This window comes from Lederbergia citrisecunda (assembly GCF_018343695.1).
Taxonomy (GTDB): Bacteria; Bacillota; Bacilli; order Bacillales; family Bacillaceae_C; genus Lederbergia; species Lederbergia citrisecunda.
This window is the reverse complement of the sequence record NZ_JAGYPJ010000001.1, coordinates 2,763,380-2,780,337: the sequence shown is the minus strand read 5'-3', so window position 1 is coordinate 2,780,337 and position 16,958 is coordinate 2,763,380. Positions and strand designations below refer to the sequence as shown.

General features: G+C 37.8%; 15 protein-coding genes. 10 read left to right on the top strand and 5 right to left on the bottom strand.

Annotated elements, in window-relative coordinates; all coding sequences use genetic code 11:
• Window positions 1-219: 219 nt before the first annotated feature.
• Window positions 220-1,812 (bottom strand): SWIM zinc finger family protein, encoded by a 1,593-nt coding sequence (locus KHA93_RS13610; protein WP_213111225.1) that lies wholly within the window; start codon window positions 1,810-1,812, stop codon window positions 220-222.
• 354 nt (window positions 1,813-2,166) lie between these two features.
• Window positions 2,167-3,225, bottom strand: coding sequence for a C40 family peptidase (locus KHA93_RS13605; protein ID WP_213111224.1), 1,059 nt, complete (start codon window positions 3,223-3,225; stop codon window positions 2,167-2,169).
• A gap of 343 nt (window positions 3,226-3,568) precedes the next feature.
• Between KHA93_RS13605 and KHA93_RS13600 the strand changes: the two genes are divergently transcribed.
• The 4 genes from KHA93_RS13600 to KHA93_RS23860 all read left to right on the top strand — a co-directional run bounded on the left by KHA93_RS13600 (window position 3,569) and on the right by KHA93_RS23860 (window position 6,792).
• Window positions 3,569-4,036, top strand: coding sequence for a C40 family peptidase (locus KHA93_RS13600; protein ID WP_213111223.1), 468 nt, complete (start codon window positions 3,569-3,571; stop codon window positions 4,034-4,036).
• 463 nt (window positions 4,037-4,499) lie between these two features.
• Window positions 4,500-5,648: an N-acetylglucosamine-6-phosphate deacetylase gene (nagA, locus tag KHA93_RS13595; protein ID WP_213111222.1), complete on the top strand. Its 1,149-nt coding sequence runs from the start codon at window positions 4,500-4,502 to the stop codon at window positions 5,646-5,648.
• A 2-nt stretch (window positions 5,649-5,650) separates the two neighbouring features.
• The gene (nagB, locus tag KHA93_RS13590; RefSeq protein WP_213111221.1) at window positions 5,651-6,358 is read left to right on the top strand and encodes a glucosamine-6-phosphate deaminase; all 708 of its coding nucleotides are present in this window, start codon (window positions 5,651-5,653) and stop codon (window positions 6,356-6,358) included.
• A gap of 302 nt (window positions 6,359-6,660) precedes the next feature.
• The gene (locus KHA93_RS23860; RefSeq protein ID WP_213111220.1) at window positions 6,661-6,792 is read left to right on the top strand and encodes a GNAT family N-acetyltransferase; all 132 of its coding nucleotides are present in this window, start codon (window positions 6,661-6,663) and stop codon (window positions 6,790-6,792) included.
• Window positions 6,793-7,074: 282 nt separating this feature from the next.
• On the opposite strand, the gene KHA93_RS13580 is transcribed toward KHA93_RS23860, so the two are convergent.
• Window positions 7,075-7,218: a YjcZ family sporulation protein gene (locus KHA93_RS13580; RefSeq protein ID WP_213111219.1), complete on the bottom strand. Its 144-nt coding sequence runs from the start codon at window positions 7,216-7,218 to the stop codon at window positions 7,075-7,077.
• Between the two features lie 82 nt (window positions 7,219-7,300).
• On the opposite strand from KHA93_RS13580, the gene KHA93_RS13575 reads away from it, so the two are divergent.
• The gene (locus KHA93_RS13575; RefSeq protein ID WP_213113103.1) at window positions 7,301-7,543 is read left to right on the top strand and encodes a hypothetical protein; all 243 of its coding nucleotides are present in this window, start codon (window positions 7,301-7,303) and stop codon (window positions 7,541-7,543) included.
• A 192-nt stretch (window positions 7,544-7,735) separates the two neighbouring features.
• Here the strand turns inward: KHA93_RS13575 and KHA93_RS13570 are convergent, their stop codons facing one another.
• Entirely contained in the window at window positions 7,736-8,974 is a 1,239-nt protein-coding gene (locus tag KHA93_RS13570) for an efflux RND transporter periplasmic adaptor subunit (protein WP_213111218.1), read from the bottom strand.
• Between the two features lie 43 nt (window positions 8,975-9,017).
• Complete coding sequence (locus tag KHA93_RS13565) at window positions 9,018-9,680, bottom strand: hypothetical protein (protein WP_213111217.1); 663 nt, start codon at window positions 9,678-9,680, stop codon at window positions 9,018-9,020.
• Window positions 9,681-9,867: 187 nt separating this feature from the next.
• On the opposite strand from KHA93_RS13565, the gene KHA93_RS13560 reads away from it, so the two are divergent.
• From KHA93_RS13560 to KHA93_RS13540, 5 genes are all read left to right on the top strand, one after another.
• A complete protein-coding gene (locus KHA93_RS13560) occupies window positions 9,868-10,302 on the top strand; it encodes a hypothetical protein (protein WP_213111216.1) in 435 nt (144 codons plus the stop codon).
• 172 nt (window positions 10,303-10,474) lie between these two features.
• Window positions 10,475-14,137, top strand: a complete 3,663-nt coding sequence (locus KHA93_RS23650) for a S8 family serine peptidase (protein WP_213111215.1) — start codon at window positions 10,475-10,477, stop codon at window positions 14,135-14,137.
• A 318-nt stretch (window positions 14,138-14,455) separates the two neighbouring features.
• Window positions 14,456-15,178: a WecB/TagA/CpsF family glycosyltransferase gene (locus KHA93_RS13550; protein WP_213111214.1), complete on the top strand. Its 723-nt coding sequence runs from the start codon at window positions 14,456-14,458 to the stop codon at window positions 15,176-15,178.
• A gap of 188 nt (window positions 15,179-15,366) precedes the next feature.
• Window positions 15,367-16,425, top strand: coding sequence for a glycosyltransferase family 4 protein (locus KHA93_RS13545; RefSeq protein ID WP_213111213.1), 1,059 nt, complete (start codon window positions 15,367-15,369; stop codon window positions 16,423-16,425).
• A gap of 262 nt (window positions 16,426-16,687) precedes the next feature.
• Window positions 16,688-16,828 (top strand): hypothetical protein, encoded by a 141-nt coding sequence (locus KHA93_RS13540; protein WP_213111212.1) that lies wholly within the window; start codon window positions 16,688-16,690, stop codon window positions 16,826-16,828.
• Window positions 16,829-16,958: the final 130 nt, after the last annotated feature.

The window sequence follows — 16,958 nt, the reverse complement described above, 5'->3', positions numbered from 1 at the left end:
TGGCACCGTCGACGGACCCACACCTGTGGGCCTGTACGTCGATGGACAGGCGTTGTCGCTTTTCTATTGTCCAGCTCCAACACCTATCGACTAGCAAACTTCTTGTCCTCTTCGCTTGCGTAGTCAACATCGATTCGTCCTGACGGACTCATCGTGTTTCCTTTATCTCAGTCAGAGGCCCTGAAGTTTATACGTCGATGGACAGGCGTTGTCGCTTTTCTAGGAATCATCACTTATGAGTTTACCTCTAATACATTCTTCCTGAAAAGCACGTAAGCGTTTCGTGTGGTTGAGCAAGGTCGACAAATAAAGCTCCCATTGTTTGAGTTTCTTTTCTTTTTTATAAAGCTTTTGGAGTCTTTTCAAATAGCGAACAGCTCGTTTATATGAATCTCGACCGCGATTATTGATAAGAGTAGTAATTGTTTCGTGATATAGTGGTTTGAGTGCCGCTGGCTCATTTTTTGCAACAATATCAATAGTATGCTTATCAATGTAATCAAGGCTATTTTTTGTGTAAACTTGCAACTCTGCCCACTTTTTATAATCTTTTTTGGCAAGTAAATATTCATTATATTGGAAGCGACTATAAGGCAGTAATTTCATATACACCTTTTCTAAAAGGGAAGAATCGAGATATAAAGCAGTATTGCTGTCTAAAATTTGAAACAATGCCCTTGTAAATTGTGCCTGTTCGTAGCTGTGGGTCAAGGAGGAAATAAAAGTTGTAATTTGATCGATGAAAACGGGCAAATAATGATTGAGTCTATCTCTCATACGATCATTTTGCAGCATGTTCATCCAACGCAAAGTATAGGGAGCAATGGCGGAACCAAGATTTTTCATCTGTTCAATCGCCTTATCATCCTCTTCCAATAGGATCGCGATATGAATATAGGCAATATCGATTCGCTCATCATGGTCTTCGTCCATACGCGCTATTAGCCGATCCCATTCCTGACGTAAATCCCGTTTCCTTTTAAATAAGGCTGACCAAAGCTTCATGTAAATATCAGTAAACTCGGTTGGAAAAACAGTCTCATCTTCTAAAAAAGTATGGCTTTTCTCACGTAAAAAATGAAAATACTCATCGAAAGCGAATGGTGAAGCAGTCGTTGTAAGCTTAGACAAAGCCTCATCCGCTTCCTCAAGCATCTGCTCTGTAAACGACCGTAAATGTGCTCGTTTTTTTGGTTCTGAAGCAAGTGAATTGATCACTTTTAATGACTCACAGGCTGCAAATAGTTGAAACAATGGTTTCCATTCTCGTTCAACAGGTGCAAAGCCAAGCAGACGTTTATAACAAACTCTCGCCCATTCTTCAAGTTCATAAAAATTTTTAGCGGAGACATGATGGTACGCATTTCGAATGCGATCAATCCATTGCTCCGGACTTTTTTCCATTCGTGGAGGCACCTTTTCTAATAAATCAGAGCCACGTTGTAAAGTAGAGAGGATGTCGGCAACCTGATAATGGTTTTTCCATTCTTGCAGCCATATAAAGACACTTTGAGCTCTACTTAAAACCGTGAAAAATAGTGCCATTTGATGACGACAAATTCCTTGTTCTGGACAAGTACACGTACTGTTGGATGGATGATCGAAAGATAACTCCACATTTACGGGAGTGACATCCTGGACTTTAGCCTCAACTTTTTCATTAGAGAATTTTACGCCATAGACTAGCTGCTGACGAAAAAGAATCATCCCCTTTTGAATAAGTTTTTCATGCACTTCACTCCTAGGGTCAAGCAGGCTCTTAAGTTCTTGGCTATAGGATTGTATATTTGAAAGTAATGGTTGGTTATACATATTTACAAACCTCCAAAACCTTATTATATCGCGATTTCGATTGGTTTGTCACTATGCTTGAGGGATTTCGAAAAAAGGGAGTAATGTTGAAAAAAAAAAACCGTCAGTTTGACGGTTTTTGTATAAAGTAAAGAAAGTATATCTTTTTTTAGGTCTTTAATTTTTCAACTTAGGCTTTAGCTGTCCAGCTCCAGCAACTATCGACTAGCAAACTTCTTGTCCTTCTTCCTACGATAAGTCAACATCGATTCGTCCTATCGGACTCATCGTGTTTCCTTTATCTCAGTCGAAGGCCCTGAAGTTTGTACGTCGATGAGCAAGGCGCTTGCGCTTTTCTTAATAAAAATATGATTCTTAATAAAACCTTTTAAAGCCGTTGAATTTACTTTGATTATAAGGGGTGTTTAAATTGGCAATTTCAACACCTCTGTCGCTGGCATGAATAAACTCATTGTTGCCAAGATAAATACCCATATGAGAGATTCCAGAACGATACGTATTTTCAAAGAATACGAGATCACCAGGCTCAGGTTTATTCACATAGTAGGAGCGATCATAATATCCGTCCGTACCGTAGCGAGCAATCTTTTTTCCTGCTTGATTAAACACATAGTAGATGAAACCACTGCAATCAAATCCCGAAAGAGTCGTTCCACCCCAAACATATTTAGTACCCATAACACTTTTAGCAATTTTAACAATTGCAGAAGTATCTTCCGTTACTTTTGGAGTTTCGACCTTTTCAGCTGGTTTCGCTTCAGTTTGAGCTTTCGCATTTACTTTTAACACTTGTCCAATTCGTATCAAATCGGAAGAAAGACTGTTTAAAGATTTAAGTTCTTTAACCGTCATGCCATATTGAAGGGCAATTTTACTAAGGGTATCTCCGGAAACGACTGTATAAGTACCCGTTTTTGATGCGGAGTTATTATTTTTTACCGTTTCTGTTTTAGGAGCAGGCTCCTTAGAAACAACCGTCTTAGCATTGGAAACTTTCAAAACTTGTCCAGGATGGATCAAGTCGCTCTTAAGATTATTCCATTCATATAATTGAGCCACTGTAACTTTGTTACTAGCAGCTATTTTACCAAGTGTATCCCCAGATTTAATCGTATACGTCGCAGATTGAGTTGTTTGCTTTTGTGTCGGTTGCTCAGGTCTTGTTTGAGCAGGTGCTTTAGCTTGAGCTTTTTTTGTTTCTTCTGGAGTGATTTGTAGAATTTGTTTAGGGTAAATTAAATCGCTTTTCAATTGATTTAAATCTTTAATTTGATTAATTGTTGTATTATAGCTAGAGGCAATTTTCCAAAGAGAGTCTCCACTTTTTACTTCATAAGTTGCTGCAGAAGCATTTCCAGTGAATGAGGCAGCCAAAAACACAGCAGTTGCTGTTGATACTACTTTTTTATGCATGAAACAAAGTCCCCCTAATCTCTTTTCTTTAGGCAATTCTAGCATAATTATGCGCTTTCTTTACTAAATTTTACAATTTGTAACATGATTTTAATGTTAGTGGTATAATTTTACAATTTTATAATCAAAGAGTACGTAGATCTAGTAAAAAAGGATTACGAATTCGTGTCAAATGATGTTTAATATTACAATAATGTGACAACGTTGCAATGATAATGTTACTCAACTGTAAAATAATCTAATAATTTCTTATGTTATTATTATCTTAACAAAGAAACCATAAATAACTAAAAATAGAGATACTTACAAAATATAGATTATTTTAACGGGGGAAACTAGTAAAATGTCAACAGTAAAAAAGTCGTTGTTGTCGTTACTTGCCGTAATCATGTTTGCTGTGATTGCTGTTCAACCAGATGCTGCTAGTGCAGCCGCAAAAAAGCCATCAGCTAGCGCGATTGTCAATCAAGGGAAAAAATACCTAGGAGTCAGGTACGTATATGGCGGAGCAAGCCCAAAAGGATTTGACTGTTCAGGATTTACATCGTATACATTTAAGCAAAAAGGAATGACATTGCCTCGATCTGCTTCCGAACAATACAAAAAAGGTAAAGCAGTAAGCAAAAATAATCTTAAAGCAGGAGACTTAGTATTTTTCAAAACTTCCTCTACTAAAAAAGTCTCACATGTAGGAATTTACATAGGGGGTAACAAATTCATCCACTCTGCTGGAAAAGGCGTTGCCATCACATCAATCAATGATCCATACTATTGGAAATCTCGCTTCGTTGGAGCAAGAAGAGTATTATAATTATAATCTGCTAGGTATATTGCCTGGCAGATTTTTTATTTTTAAGGGAATAAACGAGTGTTTGGGGTCTAAAGTACGCTTTAGGAAGAAAAAACTGTTAAAGCGCTCACGATGAAAGCCTTAAAGTGCTTGTTAACATGGGAAACACAGCGTTGTTGTCTGATTGGAGCGTTCAAAGTGTCCATGCAGAATATAATATCCCCCTTACTGTCCGCTTGAATGCTACAAAGTTCCCGACCGCCTAATATTGTGGAGGTTTCTGTCCCATTGGAGTATCCAAAGTTGCTTTTCTACCACAGTCCAATTGAAGAGTTCAAAGAACCGTTTTTATCTAAATAACTAAACAATCCAAAATTAGAAGCAAAATTCATATTCATTCTTATCAGAATTGTCATTACCAGTTAAGAGATTTATAATAGAGCTAGCTGACGAAAGCGAATGTCTTATATGAGAGGTGAATATTTTGGAAACGCAAGTCATTATAAATGCCACAATTTATCCCGGAGGAACAGATCTCCCAATTCAAAATGGGTTCATTCGTTTTGCGGAGAAAATAATCCAAATAGGCGAGATGGATTCTTATGAAAAACAAGCAGGGGAAATCGTCACGGATGCTGTTGGAAAAGTTATTATTCCTGGGATGATAGATATCCATATTCATGGAGGGTATGGTGTAGATACGATGGATGCTGATCCTGATAAGATGCAATATTTAAGTGAAAAGCTGCTATCAGAAGGAGTCACGTCATTTTTTGCAACGACGATTACGCAAGAGCACGAAAACATTTCAAATGCGTTAAAAGCGGTTAAAATCGCAATGGATCAAGGTGCTTCCATCGAAGGCGTGCATTTGGAAGGACCGTTTATTAATGTGAAACGAGCTGGTGCACAGCCGCCTGAATACATAATCGATCCAGATATCGAGTTATTTTTAAAATGGCATGGGGAATCTGGAGAACAGATCAAGCTTGTTACGTATGCTCCTGAGTTGCAAGGTGGAAAAGAATTTGAACAAGTGATGGTTGGACGAGGAATCGTTCCGTCTGTTGGACATTCCGATGCAGTCAGGGATGAGCTTCTTCATAGTTCTGCCACTCATGCAACGCATTTATATAACGGGATGCGCGGACTTCATCATCGTGAAGCTGGGGTTGCGGGTCATGCACTTTTAAAAGAGGATTTGCAAGTTGAAATTATTGCGGACGGAATTCATATCACACCTGATATGATTGACTTAGCATACAGAATAAAAGGTGCAGAAAAAATATCGTTAATTTCTGATGCAATGATGGCTAAAGGAATGGTTCCAGGAGAATATGATCTTGGAGGCCAAAAAGTCATTGTTCATGATGGGGAGGCACGGCTTGAGAACGGCTCACTAGCAGGAAGTGTACTGCGAATGGACGATGCGTTTCGAAATATCATGAAATTTACAGGATGTTCGATATCAGAAGCTGTACAAATGACGTCTAGCAATCAAGCACGTGAATTCGGACTTAAACAAAAAGGTTTGCTAGCACCTGAAAAAGATGCAGATATTGTCATCATGAATGAGGATTTAGAAGTAGAGAAAACGTACCGACTTGGTGTCGGCCATGAAATAGGGGGATAAGAATGGAAATTATTGTTGTAAAAAATGATCAAGAAGGATCAGAAAAAGCATTTGAACTCATTAAAACTGGACTTGAAAATGGAAACATTAAAACACTTGGACTTGCAACTGGGGGAACTCCATTAAAATTGTACGCAAAAATGCGTGAAGCAAAATTGGATGTGTCTGATGTTTCAACAGTAAACTTAGATGAGTACGTTGGCTTACCGGCCGATAGTCCACAAAGTTATCATTATTATATGGATCAAGAACTTTTTAATAGTCTAAATTTTAAAGAAACATTTTTACCAAACGGTATGGCGAAAGATTTAGAAGCTGAATGTAAACGTTACGAACAAATCCTTGCAGACCATCCAGTTGATCTACAGGTGCTTGGAATCGGAACAAATGCTCATATCGGTTTCAATGAGCCTGGAACACCTTTCGAAACAAAAACACATGTTGTTGAACTAACGCAAGAAACAAAAGATGCGAATAAACGTTATTTTGAAAAAGAGGAAGACGTACCAACTCATGCCGTATCAATGGGTATCGCCTCTATCATGGCTGTAAAAGAGATCGTATTACTAGCATTTGGTGAATCAAAAGCTGACGCCATCCAGCAAATGGTTGAAGGGCCAGTAACCGAAGACTGCCCAGCATCAGTACTGCAAAATCATTCCAAAGTTACTATTATCGTAGACGAGGCTGCGGCTTCCAAACTGAATTAATTTTTTGGGGACAGGTCCAAAAGGGACAGGGTCAAAAACAAGAGTGTAAAGTCATCATGATTTTACACTCTTTTCTTTTAGGAAGAGTAGGGGATTGCTTTGAATGTGAAAATAATTAGGGCGACTGCTGCTAACGCTGACATAATCGCACATTTTTTTGCGAAAATTGGGGAAGAAAATGTAATCATCAATTAGAAATTTTTTGAAAGTGAAGGGAATATATTACTCATTGCTTTTTTGGACAATGTGTCTTGTGGAGTAGCATATGCCTATATTTTGTCGTCATTTTTAAAAAAAACCCAATGATGTTCCTATATTCCATTGAGGTATTGCCAGAATATCAGAATAGAGGAAATGGTTCAGAGTTAATTGAAAGTTTAAAAGAAATTACAAGGCAAAAAAAACTGCTTCGAAATGTTTTTATTTACAAATGATTCTAACATTAAAGCAAAAAAACAATATGAGCGGACATGGGAGATTCGAGAAAATCAAGATGACCTTATGTACATTTATCATTTTCATGACGATAAATCAGAAACCTCTTAAAAATAATAGGAAGAGCGCATAATAAGCGCTCTTCGGTGTTAGGCAAGAGAATGGACCCCTATGAGGGAGGTTGTTTTCTGCGTTGTTTCAGGTGTGACATTAGCTACTTTTTAATGCTGGCACTTACGTTTCACTAGCTAGTTTTAGATCGCGCAAGTTAGAAGAGAGCCTTAGTAAACAAATGCTGTACCGACAATGATTAATAGAATGAATAGCACAACGATTAAAGCAAAGTTGAAACCATAGCCACCGCCATAACCGTAGCCGCCGTAGCCGCCATAGCCGCGACCACAAAATCCGCCGTAGAATCCCATAACACCACCACCTTTCGAATGGTTAATACATTTTATGTAGGTCGTGATAAAACGAACTAGGGATTAGCGGACAAATTACGAAATGGTTGTTTTCATTAGAGAAGAGGTAGCTTATTGGGGAAATATGGAGATCTATGTTTTCCGAAACGAAATGAGTTTCAACTCAGCGTTTATACTTATTTTAGGTGGATTAGCTCTAGCTTTTGGTTTATTATTCGGTCTCGGCGGAAAAGATTATGCAAAAAACTATCTAGCGAAACTCGATAAAACCTGGGGCTATGAATACAAGTGGACAGACATTAAGCGAATCAAACACAGGATATAAAGACTATTTAGACCATAACGAAGATAACGACTTCAAAGATGACCGAGGTCCGCAAGATTCCTGGCCACCGAAACAAAAAAAATAGCCTGCACTCCGAAATTTTCCGGTAGGAGTGTAGGCTATTTTGATGAATATGGCTGCTCGCAATCTTGAAGCTAACTACCGTATAGAAGTTTTACCTTATATTAGTATTCACCTTTGCAAAATCCCAACTAAAACGTATTTCAATTTTTTTCGGAAACTAGTCTTTTCCCATTCGTCGAAAATGTGTTTTCCACCTTTTAAAGGAGTAATGAATGGGCCTGCTTGATCGATTTCTTTTTGGAGTTTTACATAGACTTCGCCAGGTTCGGCTCCACTTATAACTTCTATACGATTTCCAACGTGTAAGCCTAGGTCCACTTCTCTTTTTTCAACCATTCCTTTGCGGTTCAAAATCCATAAATACGAAGTCTTTCTTTTATCAAGCACACTTTCCGATCGAACTACGGGTACATCCAATGCTTCATCAACTACAATGTCTGCGTGGACGTGATAACCAGCGTATAAATTGTTATCTTCCTCTTCCAAAACGACAGTAAATGGATAAAAACTTTCAAGCTTAACATCGGGTTTTTCAACAGGGAGCTCACTTACCGTTCCTACCTCCCCGGAAAGACTTTCCTCCAATAAGTTGGAATGTACATCAACGCGCATGCCTTCTTCTACTACGCTGACTACTTTCTCACCCAAACGCCCTTCGATTAAGAGATCCTCGGACACAATGGTCATTACGGGGTTATTCAATTCAAATGAAATTTCTTCCACGGTTCCTTCATAGGGGCTTAACATCGTTAGACCTTTGCGACCACTTTTCACAACGTCTCGCTGTTTCTCGTACTTTTCAATCTCCAATTCAACTTTTTCTAATTCCAATTCTTTTTCGGAAATCGATTGATCAATTGTACGAATTTCTCTCGCTTGCCCCGAAGATTCTATGCGGGTGACAGCTTCCACTACAGCTTCGAGTTCAGGATCTTCCAAAACCGGCTTCGGATTTAACCTGTTTCCAGGAAGCGAACGCTTCGTTTTTTCTATATCACTCATAAATGTTTCAATGCTTTTCTTTTCCTTCTCCAAACGCGTTATTTCCGCATCAAGTAACGCGATTTGTTCATCCAAATCATCTGTGGCATATTCAAATAAAGGGGTGCCATTTTCCACTTCATCCCCTTTTTCCACTAAAAATCCCTTGAATGTTACGTTCGGATCTACAAATACTGGATTCCTTTCAGATGGTGCTACGACACCTTCTGTTCGGAATGTCTCCACTAAATCGCCAGTCGCTAGTACCTTCCAGTTTGAAATGAAATTTAATCGTTCCGCTTTGCTCCCATTTTTCTCGAGCAAAACGAGATTGACAGAAACGATTAATATTACAATTGTACTCACAAGAAATCTGAGCCAATGCTTTTTCAACAAATATCACCACGCCTCATAAAAAGGTATTGAAATTGACAAAAGCAAAACCGGCGGTCAATGACCAAAAAAGTAGGTTAATAGAAATGACGAGTAACACACTTTTCACACGCGACAACAATGTCAGTGTACGAACACCGCGATATTGCACGACAACAGCCCAAATTTTAAATAAAGAGATCGATCCGCATAAATAAATAATATAATCAAATTTCGTTATGTATTGTGCGATCACGCCTAAAGAAAGCGGGGAGGAAAACCAAGGTAAGTTAAAATAGACGGTAAGAATGATATATGTAATCTGTTCGGCCAATAAAATAGGCAAACTTATCGCTTGGACTACAACAAATTTTTTATAAAATGTATCGGAAAAAATCCAATAAAAAAGTGCAAGTAAATAAATGATAGAGCCCACATAAAATAAACCGAGGAATATCCGGCCAATAATGAAATAACTCTTCACGGCTTCGTATTGGACACTCGAAGATCGCGCCAACTCAGGAGAAAATACATAAGATCCAATCCCAAACAAGCCAGAGACACAAAAAACAATTGCACTCAAAAAAAATAACCAAAACAAGCGACTGTTCAACCCGTAAATAGATTCAGCTTTATGTAATTGAAATAACGTTCTATTAGAAAAAAATAAACCTTTAAAAATGGATGTTTGATAGATCAATAGGAAATCACCTGCTTATCATCGCTCTATTTCTATATTAACCCATTTTTCTGCAGAAAAGCCATGAATTGTCTACATTTTATTAAAAAGAAAGTATCTTTATTCCAATGTTACTATTTCCCTTGGTTTTGCATATATGGGTATTTTTTACTATAATGATAATATTACTTTATATGGAGGGAGTATTATGAAGTATTTAATAGAATTGGAGAGAATTTTGACAGTAGGAGGAAGGGCTGTCAATCAATATGAACTAGTTTTCAAAGGGGAACTTGCAGAAAAAAATAATCATACACCATTTCCTATTATCCACAGTTTACAAACACCTCATGAAAAAACCTCGAAAAAAAGAAACACATCTAAAGTATCCAGTACATCAAATATTATTATATCAACCCCTTTAAGTGCGAAAACGTACATAAAAATGAATGTACATGAACAGGTGAAGACGTGGCAAATTTCTATCCAAGTCGATCTTATTAATTGGATCATTACCATTGAGCCATATTACAAAGATTCGCTGCCATTAACATATGAAATTAGTTCTTTAATTCTCTCATCCATCGGCATACAAAGAGGGCAAAAAATGTTAAGTCTTGCTTATTTATTTAAGGCCAAATAAAAATTGACAACAACTCTATCAAAGATTCTCTCAAAACCTTTCATCAATGACAATTCACCTATGACTTTTAGGACTGTTCCCCCATTCTACATCCTATTACTATTAAAATATCAGAATATTTCGGTTCCAGAAGTATTTTGATAAACTTTATAACTTAGAATGGGGGAAAATTATGTTCAAACGAAGCGCAATTCTTCTGTTCATCTTTCTTCTGACATTCGGAAATCTATCATTTGCGATGGGGGAAACCCTTCCGAAAAATGCACAGAAGAAGATACAACCTAAAACGGATGTAGTAACGGAAACAGTAGACCCGAATGAGGAGCAAAGAGTCATTGTTGAGTTAAAAGAAGAAGCTCCAATTGAAATAGCAACGAAAAAGGGCGTCAAATTTGAAAAGCTCGACAAAGCGCAAAAGAAGCAGCTTGAAAAGAACGTAAAAGCTCATCAAAAGGCTGTTAAAGAAAAAATAAAAGAAAAGAAAGTACAAGCAAAATACTTAAAAGATTTTACAACAGTAGTAAATGGATTTAGTGCTGAAATTAAGCATAAAGACATCGAACTTATTAAATCTATTCCAGAAGTAAAATCAGTTCATATCGTAAACGAATACGAACGACCAATTGCAATACCAGAAATGAAATATAGTAAAGAATTAGTAGAAGCACAAAAAGCTTGGCGTGACTACGGATTTAAAGGGGAAAGAATGGTTGTTGGGATCATTGATACTGGAATCGATCCGAGCCATCACGACATGGTCCTATCCGATTCTAGCACAGCAAAACTAACAGAACAGAATGTAGTCGAAGCAATTACTGATAACGGTTTACCTGGGAAATATTACACAGAAAAAGTTCCATATGGATATAACTATATGGATGAAAATAATGAAATTCGCGAAATCCATGCGGAGGCTTCCATGCACGGGATGCACGTTGCCGGAACAGTTGGAGCGAATGGAGACGAAGAAAATGGTGGAATCCAAGGGATCGCTCCTGAAGCACAACTCCTTGCATTAAAAGTATTCGGAAATGACCCGGAAATGCAATCAACATATGGAGATATTTACATTAAAGCAATTGACGATGCTATTAAGCTTGGCGCCGATGTATTGAACATGAGCCTCGGGTCGACCGCAGGATTCGTGGACCCTGAATCGCCCGAACAACAAGCGGTTAAACGTGCGGTTGAAAATGGTGTGTTAATGTCCATTTCTGCTGGAAACTCTGCAATGTTCGGAGATGGCTACTATTATCCACTTGCATCCAATCCAGACTACGGAGTGAGCGGAGCACCAGGGGTATCGTATGACTCCCTGCAAGTTGCATCTTTTGAAAATACGTATATGGAAGTTGATGAACTTGAATATGCAATCAATGGTGCCCTTGGTTCCGCTGCATTCCTATCTGCAAGCAAAACCCATCCGAATGACTTTGTAAAAAATACATTCGAAGTGGTAGAAGCAGGTATAGGAGCACCTGAAGATTATAAAGGTAAAGATGTAAAGGGAAAATTTGCGCTTGTACAACGTGGAGTGTTAGCTTTTGCAGATAAAGCATTGAATGCACAAGCTGCTGGAGTAGAAGGTGTCATCATTTACAATAATGCGGATGGCATCGTCAACATGGCGACAGATGATGCAATCAATATTCCGCAGTTATTCATGTTAAAGAGTGACGGAGACAAATTAGCCACTGCTTTAAAAAGCGGACAAGCTGTAAAGATAACATTTAACGGGAAAACAACGAAAATTGATAATCCATCTGCTGGACAAATGAGTGATTTCTCATCATGGGGACTTACACCAGACCTTGATTTTAAACCAGAAATTACAGCACCAGGTGGACAAATCCTTTCCACATTAAACGATAATAAATATGGGTTAATGAGCGGTACATCAATGGCTGCACCACATGTTTCAGGTGGCGGTGCCCTTATATTACAGCGTGTGGAAGAAGAATTTGGTCTTCACAATGCTGACAGAATTTTAAGAGCGAAAAATTTATTAATGAATACAGCAAAGCCAGTTGATTTCGACGATGCAAAAGTTTCGCCACGTCGTCAAGGTGCCGGATTAATGCAGCTCCATGCAGCACTTTCTACACCAGTCATGGTGACAGAAGCATTAACGAAAGAAGCAAAAGTTGCATTAAAACAAGTAACGGATAATACTGTTACATTTGCATTAATTGCAGAAAACTTCTCAGATGAAGATGTTACGTATGACGTGACAGCGAATGTTCAAACGGATCAATTCGTTAAAAACGGTTCTGACCTTTTAGTGGCACCGAACTTATTCGGAGCATTAGACCTTGAAGGAATCGCAAAAACGACCGTAAACGGAAAAGAAGTAAGTTCCGTGACAGTTCCAGCAAAAGGGAAAGCGAATATTTCCGTCACAGTGGATGTAAGTGCCATAAATGCGACATTAAACAACTATTTTACAAATGGATATTGGTTAGAAGGCTTCGTTACGTTAACCGATCCAACTGACGAAAATCCAGAGTTAACAGTCCCTTACGTAGGATTTAAAGGCGAATGGGATAAGGCACCGATTTTTGATAAGCCAATGTGGGATGGTGACACCTATTATGGTTATACAGGAGTTGTGACTTCCCAGGGTAAAGATAAGTATGGATTTCTTGGTGAAGATCTGAACTCAGGAGATATCGATCCGAAGAAAATTGCCATTTCACCAAACGGAGATGGAACACAAGACGATGCATTGATTATCTTGTCCTTCTTTCGAAATGCAAAAGAAGTGAAGTTCAATGTGTTAGATGCTAATCAAAAAGTCGTTCGAACACTCGCAACCGAATCAGAAGTGAAGAAGAATTATTACGACGGTGGCAGAGCACCGATGTATTCATTATCTGCATCTCGTTTGTGGGATGGAAAAATAAATGGAAAACAAGCACCTGAAGGTCAATACTATTTACAAGCTACAGCCGTCATTGACTTCCCAGGGGCGAAATGGCAATCGATCAATATACCGGTTCTACTTGATGTAACTGCACCAGAAGTGAATGCGAGCTTCGATGCAGACGCACAAAAAGTAACGGTCGACGCTAAGGATAATGGTAGCGGACTTGCATACTGGGATATCCTCATTGACGGTAAATCCGTCCTTGATAAGCTCTACACAAAGGGTGAAACAGAGCACCAGTTCACAAAACGCTTAAGCCCTGAACAAACATTGACGGTTGTAGCAGTTGACTACGCTGGAAACAAAACAGAGAAAGCAGTAAGCGAAGGAAAAGATGTAACAGTTCCTGATCTTCATCTTTTAACTCCTGAATTCCTTGGCGTTGCTTCAACAAGTGACATCGAGTTCTCAGGCTATGTTAAAGATAAATCAGGCGTGAAAGAAGTAACTGTTGACGGTAAAAAAGCAAAGCTCACATATAATTCAGAAAAAGATCAATACGATTTTGCCATCACAATCAAATACAAAAAAGACGGCTATTATACAGCCAAAATTAAAGCTGTCGACAACGCCGGCAACGAAACAGACATCGCTCGTCGCTTCTTCGTTGATACAACAAAGCCAAAGCTAAAAGTAAAAGCGAAAAACAACGTTGAAGAAGACACCATCACCGTTTCAGCCGACATCACTGACAATTTTGATGCAATCCGTCTTTACGTCGATGGCAACGAAGTATTCAAAAATGAACTATCCGAGCCATACAGCATGAATGAATTCAAAAAGACGATTGACGGAATTGAGCTCGAGTTGATAGACGGAGACAACACCTTCATCTTCAAAGCAGTAGACCTCGGTGGCAATGTAACGGAAGAAAAGGTGACGATTAAGAAGAAAAGCAAGAAAAAGTAGTCACTTGTAAAAAGATGTAACGAAAGCGTGGATTTCCACGTCTAATTGGTTAAGCCACATAAAAACCGGCCTCCTTGTGTGAGTGCCGGTTTTTTGACACCTTTCAAAATAGGATCAGCGAAAAATAATTGTAATTATTTTAAAAATAATGCCCTTTTTTATCTAAATCGATGGTTCTTTAGCCCTCCTGCTTTTTCTGGTCCATTAGATTTTAAAAATATGTTCACACAGATTTTGGAAATGCTTAATATAACAAGAAATTGGCTCTAATTTTTGCTATAATGAAGCAAACAAAGTTCCTTACATAGGAGTCAATTTATGAAAAATAAAGTTAATATACTTGGTCTAGATTTTGATAAAACAACAAAACAAGACATGATAAATACTTTAAAACATAAAATACAACACCATAAAAAAACTTTTATCGTGACAGCTAATCCTGAAATAGTTATGTATGCTTTGAAAGATCAGGAATATATGAATACATTGCAAAGTGCCGATCATATTATTGCTGATGGAGCAGGAATAATTATGGGGTCGAAGCTTTTAAAAACACCCCTGCCTGAAAGAGTTGCCGGTTTTGATGTCCTGAAAGACTTGCTTGATGTAGCAAATGAAGAAGCATTAAATGTTTTTTTTCTTGGGGCCGGGAAAAAAGTAATCGAGCAAGCTGTTCAAAATATTAAGAGTGAATATCCAAATTTAGTCATCGGAGGATATCATCATGGATTCTTTAACGAACACGATCCTTCTATAGGTGAAATGGTTAAAAATTCCAATTCAGATATTGTATTTGTTGCATTAGGTTTTCCAAAGCAAGAAAAATGGATAGCGAAAAATTTTGACACATTTGCAAAAGGAATTTTCATGGGTGTTGGCGGAAGTTTTGATATACTTGCCGGAAAGGTGAAACGAGCACCATTATTATGGCGAAAACTTAACCTTGAGTGGCTATACAGATTAATCACTCAGCCTGCCAGATGGAAAAGAATGTTGGTCATTCCTGCTTTTGTAAAACAAATTATTGAAACAAAAAAATAAAAAAGTGAAAACTTTTTTGATCATACTTTCTTGTAAGATTAAAAGAAGTTGAAAACTAGCTTTAAGTCGGATACTATTAGAGTTGGAAAATATAAATCAATTATTTACATTATTTTACATAAATGTAATAAAAATTGGCGACTAGGCATTTCAATTTGCGGAATATTAACAGTAAGGAGGTTGACAAAATGGAATATCTGTATTTAATAATTTGTTTTGTTGCCTCAATTATTATTACACCTCTTGTAAAAAAGCTCGCATTGAGATACAAAATAACAGATAAACCAAGTCATAGAAAAGTCCATAACAAAGTAATGCCAAGACTTGGAGGATTGGCCATTTACTTAAGCTTTATTATTGGTTTAATCATCTCTAGACAAGATAGTGAATATTTATGGCCAATAATCGCGGGAAGTACCATTATTATAATCACCGGAATCCTAGATGATAAATTTAATCTACCCCCACGTTATAAGCTGATTGGTCAGTTTTTAGCTGCTATCGTAGCGATTAGAGGTGGGTTTGATCTTGAATTCATAAACCTTCCTTTTGGTGGAAAATTGGAATTTGGATATTTTATCGTTCCAATTACGCTGTTATGGATTATCGGAATTACGAATGCCATTAATTTAATTGATGGTTTAGATGGTCTAGCAGCTGGTGTATCCGCGATAGCGCTCATAACATTGAGCATTATGGCTTTTATCCAAGGAGACATCTTCGTATTATCGATAGCGCTCATTATTTTGGGAAGCACACTTGGATTTTTATTATTTAATTTTTATCCGGCAAAAATATTCATGGGTGACTCGGGAGCGTTATTCCTCGGCTATATGATTGCGGTACTTTCTTTGCTTGGATTTAAAAATGTAACATTCTTTTCTTTCGTTATCCCAATTATTATTCTCGGGGTTCCCATATCCGATACATTCTTTGCGATTATCCGAAGAATCATTAACAACAAGCCGATTTCTTCTCCGGATAAATCCCATTTACACCATCGTTTGCTCAGTTCAGGGTTTTCACATCAGCAAGCAGTGCTTATTATTTATGCAATCGCAACTATGTTTAGCCTTGCAGCTGTCGTGTTCTCGATGGCAACTGTATGGGGATCGTTGATCATTATCGTAGTGTTACTTTTTGCAATCGAATTATTTGTAGAAGTAATGGGCTTAGTTGGAAAAGATTATAAACCATTATTAAAATTTATGAGACCTAAACCACCAAGTCGATATAATGATCGCTGAATATATGAGCAAGAGTGGGGAGGCACTTAATCCATGCTCTTGTTTTTTAGTGACGCTTCCCAAGCCCAAAATGGAGGCTTTTTTCTAAATGTAGGTAGAAATATAGCTGATCCCTCTAATAAAGTTCCAAAAAAATACAAATGCATAATGAAAAAGACTGAAGAAAGTTGGTATTTCATGTATATTGTTCTGGAACTAAATATCCAATAGTTGAGTTTATTGATTGAGATGAAAGGAGATTAGAGGCGGATTCGTTTGAACGATGGAAATAATGCATGGGATCGCTGGCTGCTTGCAAGTTCTAACTTTCAACTCTAATTCTACAAAAATAGTAAATAGTGCAGGTACTCTTCGTGGGAAAACAATCATACTGGATGCAGGTCATGGTGGACATGGGCCATGAGCGATTAGTATACGATGGTATATTGGAAAAAGTTCTATATGACAGAATGGCTCAAACGGTAAAATAGAAAATAGATAGAGCTGGAGCAAAGGTAATTATGACACGATCGGATGATCAGATTTTTTGATTA

What these genes read in the sequence shown, in the direction of transcription:
- KHA93_RS13610 (WP_213111225.1), bottom strand. Translation starts at nt 1,812, where the DNA reads ATGTATAACCAACCATTACTTTCAAATATACAATCCTATAGCCAAGAA.
- KHA93_RS13605 (WP_213111224.1), bottom strand. Translation starts at nt 3,225, where the DNA reads ATGCATAAAAAAGTAGTATCAACAGCAACTGCTGTGTTTTTGGCTGCC.
- KHA93_RS13600 (WP_213111223.1), top strand. Translation starts at nt 3,569, where the DNA reads ATGTCAACAGTAAAAAAGTCGTTGTTGTCGTTACTTGCCGTAATCATG.
- nagB (WP_213111221.1), top strand. Translation starts at nt 5,651, where the DNA reads ATGGAAATTATTGTTGTAAAAAATGATCAAGAAGGATCAGAAAAAGCA.
- KHA93_RS23860 (WP_213111220.1), top strand. Translation starts at nt 6,661, where the DNA reads ATGATGTTCCTATATTCCATTGAGGTATTGCCAGAATATCAGAATAGA.
- KHA93_RS13580 (WP_213111219.1), bottom strand. Translation starts at nt 7,218, where the DNA reads ATGGGATTCTACGGCGGATTTTGTGGTCGCGGCTATGGCGGCTACGGC.
- KHA93_RS13575 (WP_213113103.1), top strand. Translation starts at nt 7,301, where the DNA reads ATGGTTGTTTTCATTAGAGAAGAGGTAGCTTATTGGGGAAATATGGAG.
- KHA93_RS13560 (WP_213111216.1), top strand. Translation starts at nt 9,868, where the DNA reads ATGAAGTATTTAATAGAATTGGAGAGAATTTTGACAGTAGGAGGAAGG.
- KHA93_RS23650 (WP_213111215.1), top strand. Translation starts at nt 10,475, where the DNA reads ATGTTCAAACGAAGCGCAATTCTTCTGTTCATCTTTCTTCTGACATTC.
- KHA93_RS13550 (WP_213111214.1), top strand. Translation starts at nt 14,456, where the DNA reads ATGAAAAATAAAGTTAATATACTTGGTCTAGATTTTGATAAAACAACA.
- KHA93_RS13545 (WP_213111213.1), top strand. Translation starts at nt 15,367, where the DNA reads ATGGAATATCTGTATTTAATAATTTGTTTTGTTGCCTCAATTATTATT.
- KHA93_RS13540 (WP_213111212.1), top strand. Translation starts at nt 16,688, where the DNA reads ATGGAAATAATGCATGGGATCGCTGGCTGCTTGCAAGTTCTAACTTTC.